We start from the raw sequence: 13,818 nt of genomic DNA on the forward strand, positions 1-13,818 counted from the left end.
ACTAAACTAACAACATGAGATTTATAAAACTTTTTATAACCCTTTTAATAGGGGTTAATGCGCTAACCCAAGCTCAAAACATAACTGTTTCTAGAGTCAATCAATTTGATTACCCTAGTCATACAGACAACATAGGTGATTTAGCGGTGGGAGATACGCTCTTTGTTAATGGAACTTATAACAAAGATTTAGCAACTAAAGTAGAAATGCGATTATTAACTTTTGCCAGAGGTACTTGGACTAACCCTATTGATGTAGAAACAGTTGTAATAGATGATACAGCTCCATTTTCTGGGGCAATAGATCACTATTTAGTAATTCCAGAAGATTACGCCTTGTATGTGGCTAATGATCCCGGAGCAAATACGCAATTTTTACAGGTAAGGGTATTTCTTGACGGAAGTCCTAGTGAACTTTATAACTTCTATTTAAATGTTGTTAATGAAATTTCAAGTCAAGTTATAGACTTTGATGCTCTTTACGGTGTTTCCTCTGGAGCAACCTTAAAAAACAATGTAGAGGCGGCCATAGCAAGCGCTTCGGTTAATGATACTATTCTGTTTAAAAGTGCAGAATATGATTTTGGAGGCAACAACTTTACCATTAGTAATGGTGTTACCCTTAGCGGCATATTTCCCGATAATATTGATACATCTACCCAAGGAGCCTATGATGTTGAAACTACATTTAAAAATGTAAAAGTGCTGAGTATGTCTTCAAGTTATATAAATATAAGAAACTTGAAATTGGTTGCAGATGCATCAACAGGTTACGTATTTACAAGAGTAAAACACCCTAGTTATACCACAGGTGTTAATATTGGCCACAGATACAATATCAACATAAGCAACGTGATTTATGAAGAAGGTGGTGTACAGGTATATGGCGAAAATGGTGCTGGAGTTACTTTTGAAAATGTGTCTTTTCTAGAATATTCCAACGGAGGGTATTACACCAACAGAAAAGACCCCATAGATTCTTGCCCTAAAGTTGTAGTTAGAAACTGCAGGTTTAAACCAAAATCATCGGCTATAAATTACAATGTTAGAGGTATATCTATAGACGCCGGAAACGATGAATACCCTATAGTTTGGGATCAAAATGATGCCCTAGTTGAAGGTTGCTTATTTGATGGTACAGGTGTTGGTTGGTCTAAAGGCAAAAACGTCACAATTAGGAATAACCACTTTTTAGGTTACAGAACCGATGTGGATATGATTCATATGGAGGAATTTACCAGTTTTATCCATATAGAGAATAATACCTTTGAGTTTATAAACCCTTCTAGATGCATGTTTATTGATCGTGAAGCACAAAGAAGTCATGATATCACCATAATTAACAACACGTTTAAAGGCACTTATAGATGGATTTTTTGGTGTTATTCACCATACAATATGACGGTTGAAAACAACGATTTTACTCAAGCAAATGCTAGCGACACTAACTATAAAACCTTCGATTTTAATCATTTTGATTTAACTGAACCTTACCCCTATGAAACCCCTATGGAAAATATCATTATTCGAAATAATCCTGGATTGACGAATTCTGGCCATGGTGTATTTTCATATTATTCTTTGCAAAATGATACTAGTAATATTTTAGAATATAATTCAAGTAAAGTTCAAGAAACGGTGTTAACCGAACGCCCTCAATCTATTATTGATTTATCGCAATATTATCAAATTAGAAACAAAAATAGTGGCGAAGTTATGGTTGCCCAAAATGGTGATGATAGAATAGGGCTTACATCTTCAAGCGTTTCTGATGAAAGTGATTTATGGATTGTTTCATTTAGATATCCATATACCTATACCTTCTTAAATAAAAAAACGGGGCAATATTTAGAGGTAGACACTGGTTTTACACTTCCAGAAGTAAATAATCCACCTGCAACTCCTATTTATGCAGAACAGAAAAACACATATGCAGGCAAAGATTTAAAACCTCATTATTTTTTAAGAACAGTAGATAATGGTGGCGTAAAAGACTACCAATTAGCCCCAGGAGGAAATGAGCAAAAAACACGCCTAGAAAAAGATGGAAGTTTTGTTCGTGTAGCATCTGGAAAATCTTCTGGAACTTTATTGCCAGCAACTAACGAAAGCACTTGGGAACTGGTTCAAGCAGGAACTTTAAGCTCTAAAAATTTGGAAAAAGAAGATATCCTTGTTTATCCCAATCCTGCTAAAAACTATATAAAAGTTAAATTTGGAAATCGTGAAGTTTATAACCATATTTTTATTTATGACACATTAGGTAGAAAAGTTTTTCTTAAATCACTCAATAACAACACTTCTGAAGAAATAATTGAGCTTAACAATTTTTCTAAAGGCCTTCATTTCATAAAAATAAAATCGAACAAAGGTATTAAAACCCTTAAGTTTGTTGTTAAATAAAAATAACTCAAATGAAAAACGCATTCTTTTCAGTAGTAAGTTTAGGCATGCTAATGTTTAATACCAGCTGTAGTAAGCAAAATCATGAATTTGTTAGTTTGTTCAATGGAGAAAACTTAAATGGCTGGTATGCTAAAATTAGAGTTAATGATTCTGTTTTAGCCCAAAAAGTATTTTCGGTTAACAATAAGGCTATACATGTTTATAAAGACTTTCCTCAAGAATACGAGCTAAATACGGGAGAAAATAAAACTCATGGTATGATTTATACCAAGAAAAAATACAGCAAGTTTATTTTGAAATTTGAGTATAAATGGGGCAAGGGTATTGCCAATAATTTTAATGAATATCAATATGATGCTGGTGTTTATTATCATGTAGTTGATGATAAGATTTGGCCAAAAGGCATAGAATATCAAGTGAGATATAACCATGTTACAAAAACAAACCATACAGGCGATTTTTGGTCGCCTGAAATGGATTGGTATTCTTTAAACGGTAAGACGTTTACTCCTAAAGAAAAAGGCGGGAAATTACTTGTAAAACACGGAGAGCATTTAGGCTTAAAAGATTTTTTAAATTTCAATGCGCTTAACGATAAGTGGAACCAATGCGAAATTATAGTAATGGATAATAAATATGTTATCCACAAACTAAATGGTGACATTGTAAATATGGCTACTAATCTTCCCTATTCTGAAGGTTTGATAGGGTTTCAAGCCGAAACTGCAGAAATATTTTATAGGAATATTGAGATTAAAGAATTTAAGAATAATATTCCTATAGATAAATTCCTTAAGTAATTATAATTTAAGCTAAGTAATATAAAAAAAGGGTTAAAAATTATCTTTAATTTTCTTTTTTCTACCCATATTAAAAATTCCAATTTTTAAACCAACACCAATTGAGAAGCCATTAATGTTTCCTTTTTTGTAAAGTGGTTGTTCATAATCACTTGTAAAACGATATCTAAAACCTGTTTCTAGCTGTGTGTATCTTGAAAAATTATATAAAATATTAATACCAGGTTCTACAATAAAAAACGTATCAAAGTCATCTTCATTGGCATGAAAATCATTAGAGAAATTATTTCCAAAATAACCTACAGCACCACCACCAACTAGCACCGGAAAAGATACACTAATAAACTTTCTGCCAAATAAAATAGGCTCTAAATGCAAGCCACCATATGCGCCAAACATGGCAACTTTATCACCGTTAAATAAATCTGGTCTGTCATTTTCTTGTTCATTAAAAAAAATGGTGCCACCTAAACCAACTTCTATTTTTCGGTTAGCAACATAGGCTAATTTAATATTACCAAAAGCGGTATCTCTATTGTCAATTTGCCCATAATGCAGGTTGAAACCAAGATACACACCGTGCACCACATTTTTCCTATCATCAAACTCAACATAATCTTTTTGAGATTTCTTTTGAGCAAAAGCCGGCGAAATAGCTATAATTAAAACTAAAAGCGTAATTATTCTGTTCATTTTATGATTGTTTTTTTTGATTGATTTTTTAAAGTTCTTTTAAAATAACAATGCCTTTATAACCAGCTATATCTATAGTGCCTTGTTGGGCATTTTTATAGCTTGCTTTAACATGCCTTATTTTATTTTTTTCATCTAAGACTTTGCTTGTTATGTTGGTCATTGTTTTAGGAATTCTTAAAACTCCTTGTTCTAATTTAGCATTAAAATGAAAGTTTGTTTGCGCTATGTTTATGTAAACTTCGGAGGTGTTTTGGTTTAAAACAATTACAGGGTTTTCAGTACATTTAAGCACTCTAAGCTCAGCTAAATGAAGCTCTAAATTGGCTTTAGTAATTAATTTGTTTAATGATACTGTGGCATATTTTATATTGCCAAAAATGGTGTTTAATTCTTGTATTTCAACAGTATCTTTATCTGAATTCAATTCTAAAATATTAACACTATCTAAAAGTATTTGAGACCCATTAGAGTTTAATTTTAAGTTGTTTACGTTTGCAATTGAAACTGTGGCGTCTTTTGAATTTACTGTTGCATTGCCAATGCTACTGGTTTTTAATTTACCGTATTTTATAGCAATGTTTGCATTTTCAATAGCATCGGTAATTCTTAAATCGCCATGTTCAACATCGGCTTTTAATATACCGTTCCAATTTGTAATTACAACATCGCCGTATTTATTAAAAACTTCAATTTCGGCGTGTTTTGGCATATAAATTTTATAATTAATATTGGTGTTTGTTTTTTCGGCATTAAAAACATCTACTTTTTTTATGTATTTGTTGAAAAAACCCAATTCGCGTTCAGAAATATGTGATTTTACCATTACTACATTTCCAGAGGTTTCAATTTCTGGGTTAATACGCTTAAGTAATTCTTTGGCTTTATCTAGGTTTCTACCTTTGGTTTCAATTTCAACAGTAATTTCAATGGTTTGTTTATTCCACCCATCTATAAAAACATCGCCATATTTATTTTCAATATAAAGTTGCCCATTGTTGGTTAAAGCCGTTGTTTTTTTAATTTCTTTACTTACTTTATTTTGCCCAAAAACCACGCATGTTGTTAACACCAAAAGGGCATTAATTATATTTTTATAACGTAATTGCTTCATTGTCTTGGGTATTATTTATATGCGGATATGATCTGTTTAACAAATCTTCCATGAGTTTAATTTTCTTTCTGTAATTATTAATAATAGCTTCAATAATTTTTTGGTTATTTATGCCTAGTTTAAGTTCTTTTTTTAGTGTGTTGTACTCTTCATCTAAATCATCAATAAGCGTTAAAAAGTTATTTCTATCATTTTCAGAGAGGTAACTGTTATTTTTAATGAGTTCTATTTGATTGTTTACTAAAAGTTTATAATGATTATCAATATCGGTTAATTCTTGGTTGGCAAAACTATTGTTATTATTAGAGTTTGAAGGTTTCATAAAAAACAAGGTGCAGCCTATTAAAAGCACAATACAGGCAGCAACCCTAAATACTGGTTTTTTCCAGAGCGGAATAACTTTAGGTGCTGGTTTTTCAACTTCAGAAATAATGTTGCTCCAAAGCCTTAATTTATCGCTCTCATCTATACTGTGAACATCAAATTTAGGTTTGTGATGTTTAACGTATTTTTCAAATTCATCTCTCATATGTCCTGCATAATTTCTGTTAATTTCTTTTTTGCTCTGTGATACTGTGATTTTGATGTGGATACGTTAATGCCCAATATTTCACCAATTTCAACATGATCATAGCCTTCAATTAAATATAAATTAATTATAGTTTGATAGCCTTGTGGTAAAGACTCAATACCACGCTTAATTTTATTGATATCTAAATCTATATTTTGGTTGTTTTCTTCAGTATTACTTTGAATCCAGTAATCATTATCTTCAATAGTAATTAATGGCAATTTTTTTACCTTTAAGTGGTTAATACTTCTGTTAATTACTATACGTTTTAACCATGAACCAAACGTACTTTCATACCTAAAACTTTCTAGTTTTTTAAAGGCTTCAATAAAACTTTCTTGAAGCACATCTTCTGCATCTTCTCTAACCTTTACCATACGCATACATACATTAAACATAGCATCTACATACAATGCGTATAGCTTATATTGTGTTTTAGTATCTCCTTGTTTACTGCGTTCAATGAGATCTTTATGTGTAAATACTATGGCGTTACTCACTGTAAAGTTGTAATAGCTAGCTCGATTATCGAGGGTTATTCAAGTTTTGGTTTGTTTATATAGACAAGCTAAAATTAAAAGGGTTGCATGAAATAGAAAAATTAATTCTATTACTATTAAATAATGTTTACAATTTAATAATAAGACACACAGGATTTTAACAAAACTAATCTATTAAAAAACTTAAAATCAACCTCTTACCTATGCGCCTTATTCTGTTGTTTTTTCTATTAAAACCTATTGAAATGTGTAAGTAACTTTATCAAATTCTGATAGCCTAAAATACCCAAACGGTGTATTTTTAGGGTTTGTTGTGTTTATGCAATTACCCTTTAGTTTTCCTGGAATTGTACTAAACGGATCGCCAGCACTATCATACTGCTCAATTAGTAAACTTGCATAGTAATCAAACTGTTTTGATACGCCATATAAGCTAATTTCTACCACATCACCTGGGTTAAATTCTTCAAACTCATCATCATCATCACGTTCTTTTTCAAAAAATTCATCTAATTCATTACCATTAACAAATTCATCTGGAAAATCTTCAAAAGTAGCTACCACATCGCCTTGTTCATAAAACACTAAAAGATAGTAGTTTTCTTCGTCTTCTGGGTCATCCCAAAATATTGAAACATCAAGTACTTCATCATCAAAACCACCTTCTAAAGACTGCTCTACCCTTTTTATTGGTGAAACAGATATCATAGTTTCTGTGGCTGTATATGTTTCATTATTATACATTACTTCTAAACTATATGTGTCTCCAATAATTGGTTGAAAATTATCTATGGAATAATTACCGTTGTTTTCATTTATAAAATTATAAACCTGACCACTATTTACATTGGTTACAGTTACCACTGCATTGGTTACAGCACTGTTTGTTGTATTTTCAAAATACGGTGTAGATGTGCTTAATTTTATTGTTTGGTTACTGCCTGTGGTGCCTTTTTGCCAGTCTAAAGAGGCCTCAATTACTAGTCTTGGAGCCGATGTTGGTACGGTTACATCAATAACATCTTCACAAGAAGTTAATATGATGCATACTAGAATTATAGCTGATTTTATATACTTATACATGATTTAAAATTTGAAGTTATAAGAAATTGAAGGAATGATGCCGAAAATTGATAGCCTATTAGCTTCATTTACACCGGTATCTTGATTTTGAAGGAATGAAATTGATGCAGCATTTCTGCGGTTGTACACGTTGTAAATACCAAAAACCCATTCGCCTTGAAGTTTTCTATTTAAATTTTTCTTGGGCTTGTATGTTGCCGAAACGTCTAGCCTGTGGTAAGCTGGTAATCTGCTTTCATTTCTGTTACCAAAACTAGCTATAGACAAACCTTCGTATTCATACTGTGCATTGGGGTAAGTAACTGGTCTTCCTGTTTGAAACACTGCGTTTGCACTAAAATTCCATCTGTCGTTTAATTTATAAACACCTGTTAGAGACACATCGTGTGTTCTGTCATAAGGTGTATTGTACCATTCACCTTCATTAATACCTGGGCCACCGGCTTTTCCGCCTAAAGTACGTTGCTCAGATTTTGATAAAGTATAGGCCAACCAACCTTTTAATTTGCCCGTGTTTTTTCTTAATAAAAATTCTAAGCCGTAGGCTCTGGCTTCGCCATTTAAAATTTCGGTTTCTATGTTATTGTTTCCTATTAAATCTGATCCATCAATGTAATCTATTCTATTATCTGTGGTTTTAAAATAGGTTTCAAGCTCTAAAGTATATTTTTGATTATTAAAATTTTTGTAATACCCTAAAGCATATTGGTTAGACAGTTGTGGCTTAATAAATTTTCCACTAGGCGTCCAAACATCAACCGGTGTTACCGATGTAGTGTTAGATAACAAGTGCAAATACTGTGCAGACCTTGTGTAACTTGCTTTTATAGATGATGCCTGATTTAATTGATACGAAAGCCCTAACCTTGGCTCTAAGTTGTTGTATGTTTTAATGCTTTCGGTTTTCTTAAAATCTGTTTCATCAATAGCTTCACCCGCTTCATAAATATCAAACTGACTATTGTAAACTACTGGTAAATTGTTTGAATAATTTGTCATGGGTTGGCCACCCAAACGGCTAAATCTACTTAACCTAAGTCCGTACTGAGCTGTTAACTTATCAGAAATTTTATGTTCAGCGCTTATATAAGCACCGCTTTCTAAAGCACGTTTTTCATCAAGTTTTAAAGGGTTTACTGGAGATGATGCCGATGTTGGTTTAACCTCACCCGGATTTAAGTTATAATAAATACTACTTAACCCAAAATCTAGTTTTACATTATTGTTTAAATAATATTTAAAATCGTATTTAAGGTTATAGTTTACTATATCTGCAACCCAATCTAATTCTACAAAATCGAGCACAATTTGGTAATCATATTTACTATAAATAAGTGATAAATTTGAGAATAGTTTATCATTGAAAATATGATTCCAACGCAGGTTTCCAGAGGCATTTCCGTAGTTATTTTTAATAATGTTATTAATATCAAAAACATCGCGCCCAAAATAACCCGATAGGTAAATTTTGTTGTTTTTATTAATGCTATAATTGGTTTTTAGGTTTAAATCGTAAAACGAAATTTTATCGTCTTTAAACTCATCCATTCCTTTCATAAATAAGTGTGCGTATGAACTACGGCCCGCAATTAAAAAAGACCCTTTATTTGAAAATAATGGAGCCTCTGCAGTAAGCCTACTTGAAATTAAACCAATACCGCCTGTTAAGGCAAATTGTTTGCTATTACCGTCTTTTTGGTGTACATCTAGTACAGATGATACCCTGCCGCCAAAATTGGCTGGTATATCTCCTTTATAAAGCTTAATATCTTTAATAGCATCATTATTAAATACTGAGAAAAAGCCAAAAAAGTGCGAGGTGTTGTAAATAATAGCTTCATCTAGCAACACTAAATTTTGATCTACCGCGCCACCACGTACGTTAAAACCTGGGCTTCCTTCACCATTATTAGTAACACCTGGTAGCATTTGGATGGATTTTATAACATCAACTTCGCCTAAAACTGCTGGCATTTGTTTAATGGTAGAGGCTTTGAGTTTAGATACGCTCATTTGCGGCTTTTTAATACTGATGCGCTCAGGTTCATCAGCAGTAATTACAACTTCATCTAGCGATTCTGAAAGTTCTTGTAATTCAAAATTAAATTCTAAATTTTCATTTAAGTTAATGCTTTTGGTAATTTCTTTATAGCCCATGTAAGACACAACCAAGGTGTAATTACCTTTTACGGCAGTAAGCGAATAAAAACCATAATTATTGGTAATTGCACCATTGGTTGTTCCTTTTAAAAATACGGTGGCTCCCATAAGGGTTTCTCCGTTTTTGGCATCTTTAACCTTGCCCCTAACCGTAAAATTTTGGGCGGCTAATACCAATGAAAATAATAGGCAAAAGCCTAAAAGTGATTGTTTCATTCTGTTCGTTTTTTAATTTGTGATTGATTGACGCTATTAATAGACAACCTAAATTATTAAAGGTTGCATTTACTACATTATTTTGTTTAGAAACATTCATTTTATGGCATAAAAAAACCCTGAAAAGTAATTTTTTCAGGGTTAATAAACTGATTAACAGTGTTTTATTTATTTTTTATATGCAGCATTTAAAGCTTCTAAAACTGTTTTAGTTAAATCGGTTTCTTCTTTACCGTAAAGTACCGATGATGCACCATCACTAGTCCCTAAAATAAAGTTATAACCGTTTTTCTTTCCGTAGTCTTTTACAAAATCTTTTACTTCAACAATTAAAGTATCAATTTCATTTTGGAAAGCTTGTGTTAACTGTTGCGCTTCAGCCTGTTTTTGCTGATCGTTAATTTGTTTTTGCTGACCTAATTCTTGGTAACGTTCTTGCGCTTTAGATTGCGACATTTTATTTGCTGCTAATTGAAACTTTTGAACTTCCAATTGAAACGCTTTGTCAATACTATCATATTTTTGAGCGAAGGCTTTTTCTTTAGTTTGAAATTTTGCTTCAATATCTTTTTTAGCTTGATAATCGTTAATAACAGTTCCGTTATCAATGTATCCAATTTTTTGTTGCTGGCATGATGTAAAAACAAAAGCCGCTAATAAAACGTAAAATATTTGCTTCATTTTTATTTTAATTATTTTGAAGCAAATGTAAAAAAGAAAAGGATATAGAAATGAAAATTAACTTCAATTTCATTGTATAAGTAAAAATTATTGAAATTATAAATATAAATAACTAATACTTATTAAAAAAGACTGCAAATAAAGCGTTTTAAGCTACTTTAAAAAAACACCAACCCAAATACTTGTTTAAATTAAAAAAGAGTTCAAAAACCGTGTTTAAATAAGAATTAGCTATTTTTAATCACATAAATTAGTGATGATGCTTCTTTTGAAGTTATCGCTTTGATGTTTGAAACAAAACCATTGAAAAAAGCTTTAATAAAATTCATTTTACCGGTTTTATATTTTTCAGATAAAAGACATACATAAAACGCATCATACCACATTGGTTTAATTTTTTCAATTTTCATAGAAGTTTTTGAAAATAATTTAGATAAAGAATTTTTATTAAAATGCCAAAGATGCCTAGGAACATCATAAGCCGCCCAAAATTCTTTGTAATATTGTGCATCATAACTTTTATAGTTTGGTACAGCAATTATTAATGTTCCGTTTGGTTTTAGTAATGTTTTTAAAATTTTAACGTGTTCTTCTAAATTTGGCAAATGTTCTAAAACATGCCAAAGTGTTATAACATCAAAACTCTGTGATTTAAATTCTGAAAGCTTTTCTGTGTTAAAAACTGAATTGTTTGTTTTTTTATTTGCAATGCTCCTAGCCTCATTGTTTGGTTCAATACCAGAAACTACCCAATTATTATTTTTAGCGGTTAAAAGAAAATCACCTGTACCACAACCAATATCTAACAAACTTTTTTCCTCTGGGCTTTTAGCAACAAAAGCATTAATAAGTTTTAGCTTTTTGTTTAAAGTAAAACTTCTAACTAAATGGTATACTTTCTCAAAAAAATTACGTTTTGTATCTGTATGCGAAATATAATCTTCGCTTTTATAATATGCTGGTAATTTTTCTTCAGAAGGTTTTGGGTGAGTTTCTAAAAAACCATATTCAGAATTTTCTATTAATTGAAATATTTCTCCTGAAACAGAATAATCTTTAACTTTTATATACGCTTTTTTACTTGCCACGTTTTATTTTGTGTTTAATAGTTTTCTATTAAAAAATATATTTATTTATGAAAAAATAATTTTGTTCCACGTGGAACAAAATTATTTTAAAGCATTGTATAATTCCACATGCAATACTTAAGAAAGCTTTTTTCCTAGTTTCAACACTTCTTCTTTACGTGTTGTTTTATAAATAATTTGATTTGTATTGCCATTAAAAAGTTTAATTGTATAACTTTTAAATCTGGCCTTACCAAATTCTAAAAAACCAAAACCCAATGTTTGTTGAAATGATTGTTGAAACAACGAAATATAATCTGGTTTTAAAAACACCTTGTTGCGTGTTATTAACACAAAACCAAATGATTTAATTTGAATTTTATGCGCACCGTTACTATAAAAAACATAATTATAACTACCAAAAAGCCACAATAATGATGCTATGAAAAGCGGTAAAAACCATAAACTGTATAAAAAAGTTAAAACAAATAAACCAACAGATATTAGAAACACCAATTGCATTAAAACCGTAAATGATAATTTTTGCTTTAAAATAACACAACCCATTATCTACCCATATAAACTAACAACACTGAAATATCATTTGGAGATACTCCACTTATTCGTGATGCTTGTGAAACGGTTGTAGGTTGAATTTTTTTAAGTTTTTCACGAGCTTCAAAACTCATTGATTTTATTTGAGAGTAATCAAAATTTGCTGGAATTTTTACATAATCAAGCCTATTAAGTTTATCGGCATTATTTTTTTCTTTTGCAATATACCCTGCGTATTTAACCTGTATTTCGGTTTGCTCAATAACCTCTCTATCTAAATTGTTATTTTGTATATAAGTTTCAACACTTTTTACTTTTCTAATATCTTCCATTTCAATATTTGGACGCGCAAATATTTTAAAAAGCTTACCAGATTGTTTAACAGCTGAGGAATTTTTAGATTCTAAAATTGGATTAATTTCATCTGGTTGAACACTTGTGGTTTCAAAAAAAGAAACAAATTGTTTAGCAGATTCATGTTTTTCTTCCATACGCTTTAAACGCTTTTCAGAAGCAATACCCAACTCAAAACCTTTAGGTGTTAATCTTAAATCGGCATTATCTTGTCTAAGCAATGTTCTATACTCAGCACGCGATGTAAACATTCTATACGGTTCTTCAGTACCTTTTGTAATTAAATCGTCTATTAAAACACCTATATACGCTTCATCTCGTTTAAGAGTAAATACGTCACGTTCTTGCACTTTTAAACTGGCATTTATACCCGCCATTAACCCTTGAGATGCAGCTTCTTCATAACCCGTTGTACCATTAATCTGGCCAGCAAAATACAAACCATTAACCAGCTTAGTTTCTAAAGTATGTTTTAATTGTGTAGGTGCAAAATAATCATATTCTATAGCATAACCAGGACGAAAAAATTTAACGTTTTCAAAACCGGCAACAGAACGCAATGCCTTAAATTGAACATCTTCGGGTAATGATGTTGAAAACCCGTTTATGTAATATTCTACAGTATTCCAACCTTCAGGTTCAACAAATAATTGATGACGATCTTTATCAGCAAACCTATTTATTTTGTCTTCAATAGACGGACAATAACGCGGGCCTAAACTTTTAATTCTGCCATTAAACATTGGCGACCTATCAAAACCTTCGCGAAGCAAATCATGAACCAAAGGACTTGTATAAGACATATGGCAAGAACGCTGTTTAACCAAAGGTTTTGTAATATCTAAATATGAAAATTTCTCTGGATTGTCATCTCCTGGTTGTTCTATCATTTTAGAAAAATCTAAACTTCTTCCGTCAACTCTTGGCGGTGTTCCTGTTTTCATTCTACCAGAATCAAAACCTAAATCAACTAATTGTTCAGTAATACCGGTTGCAGCTTTTTCACCTGCCCTACCACCACCAAAACATTTATCTCCAATATGTATCAGCCCATTTAAAAAAGTACCATTGGTAAGCACCACAGATTTAGATTTAATTTCTACACCTAAAGAAGTTTTTACACCAACAACACTATCGCCTTCAATAAGCAAACCAGAAACCATTTCTTGGTAGAAATCTAAATTTTCGGTTTGCTCTAAAAGCATTCTCCAATCTTCAGCAAAACGCATTCTGTCACTCTGCACTCTTGGACTCCACATTGCAGGCCCTTTAGATTTATTAAGCATTTTGAACTGTATTGCAGATGTATCAGAAACAATTCCACTATAACCACCAAGCGCATCAATTTCTCGTACAATTTGACCTTTAGCTATACCACCCATTGCAGGATTACAAGACATTTGTGCAATGTTTTGTAGATTCATTGTAACCAACAATGTTTTACTTCCCATGTTAGCGGCCGCAGCTGCAGCTTCGCTTCCAGCATGCCCACCACCAACAACAATTACATCATAAACTTCATTAAACATAGCTTAATAAATATAAAATGTTCCACGTGGAACATATAAATTAATAAATAGGTATTTTGATAATTGATGTTCCACGTGGAACATCAATAA

Annotated in this window: 12 protein-coding genes; 2 read left to right on the forward strand and 10 right to left on the reverse strand. The window is 31.5% G+C overall.

Annotated elements, in window-relative coordinates; translation table 11 throughout:
* The first annotated feature begins 14 nt into the window (after window positions 1-14).
* Window positions 15-2,402 carry a T9SS type A sorting domain-containing protein gene (locus tag ACYX4H_RS05550; RefSeq protein WP_476238232.1) on the forward strand — a complete coding sequence of 796 codons (2,388 nt, stop codon included), beginning with the start codon at window positions 15-17 and terminating at the stop codon, window positions 2,400-2,402.
* Window positions 2,403-2,413: 11 nt separating this feature from the next.
* Entirely contained in the window at window positions 2,414-3,205 is a 792-nt protein-coding gene (locus ACYX4H_RS05555; RefSeq protein ID WP_476238233.1) for a 3-keto-disaccharide hydrolase, read from the forward strand.
* Window positions 3,206-3,238: 33 nt separating this feature from the next.
* Here the strand turns inward: ACYX4H_RS05555 and ACYX4H_RS05560 are convergent, their stop codons facing one another.
* The 10 genes from ACYX4H_RS05560 to mnmG form a co-directional block, all read right to left on the reverse strand.
* Complete coding sequence (locus ACYX4H_RS05560) at window positions 3,239-3,898, reverse strand: hypothetical protein (protein WP_476238234.1); 660 nt, start codon at window positions 3,896-3,898, stop codon at window positions 3,239-3,241.
* A 28-nt stretch (window positions 3,899-3,926) separates the two neighbouring features.
* Window positions 3,927-5,012, reverse strand: a complete 1,086-nt coding sequence (locus tag ACYX4H_RS05565) for a hypothetical protein (protein ID WP_476238235.1) — start codon at window positions 5,010-5,012, stop codon at window positions 3,927-3,929.
* The gene (locus ACYX4H_RS05570; protein WP_475295029.1) at window positions 4,993-5,541 is read right to left on the reverse strand and encodes a hypothetical protein; all 549 of its coding nucleotides are present in this window, start codon (window positions 5,539-5,541) and stop codon (window positions 4,993-4,995) included. Before ACYX4H_RS05570 ends, ACYX4H_RS05565 begins: the two co-directional genes overlap by 20 nt.
* Complete coding sequence (locus ACYX4H_RS05575) at window positions 5,538-6,083, reverse strand: RNA polymerase sigma factor (protein WP_475295028.1); 546 nt, start codon at window positions 6,081-6,083, stop codon at window positions 5,538-5,540. Before ACYX4H_RS05575 ends, ACYX4H_RS05570 begins: the two co-directional genes overlap by 4 nt.
* A gap of 237 nt (window positions 6,084-6,320) precedes the next feature.
* Window positions 6,321-7,166, reverse strand: a complete 846-nt coding sequence (locus tag ACYX4H_RS05580) for a DUF4249 domain-containing protein (protein ID WP_476238236.1) — start codon at window positions 7,164-7,166, stop codon at window positions 6,321-6,323.
* A gap of 3 nt (window positions 7,167-7,169) precedes the next feature.
* Window positions 7,170-9,542 carry a TonB-dependent receptor gene (locus ACYX4H_RS05585; RefSeq protein WP_476238237.1) on the reverse strand — a complete coding sequence of 791 codons (2,373 nt, stop codon included), beginning with the start codon at window positions 9,540-9,542 and terminating at the stop codon, window positions 7,170-7,172.
* A gap of 168 nt (window positions 9,543-9,710) precedes the next feature.
* Entirely contained in the window at window positions 9,711-10,223 is a 513-nt protein-coding gene (locus tag ACYX4H_RS05590; protein WP_475295024.1) for an OmpH/Skp family outer membrane protein, read from the reverse strand.
* Between the two features lie 227 nt (window positions 10,224-10,450).
* Window positions 10,451-11,311, reverse strand: a complete 861-nt coding sequence (locus tag ACYX4H_RS05595; protein WP_476238238.1) for a class I SAM-dependent methyltransferase — start codon at window positions 11,309-11,311, stop codon at window positions 10,451-10,453.
* Between the two features lie 117 nt (window positions 11,312-11,428).
* On the reverse strand, window positions 11,429-11,857 hold the full coding sequence (locus ACYX4H_RS05600; protein ID WP_476238239.1) for a hypothetical protein: 429 nt from the start codon (window positions 11,855-11,857) through the stop codon (window positions 11,429-11,431).
* Window positions 11,857-13,728, reverse strand: a complete 1,872-nt coding sequence (gene mnmG, locus ACYX4H_RS05605) for a tRNA uridine-5-carboxymethylaminomethyl(34) synthesis enzyme MnmG (RefSeq protein ID WP_476238240.1) — start codon at window positions 13,726-13,728, stop codon at window positions 11,857-11,859. The genes ACYX4H_RS05600 and mnmG overlap by 1 nt, the downstream gene beginning before the upstream one ends.
* Between the last annotated feature and the right edge of the window lie 90 nt (window positions 13,729-13,818).

The organism is Seonamhaeicola sp. ABD4_340 (genome assembly GCF_056312135.1).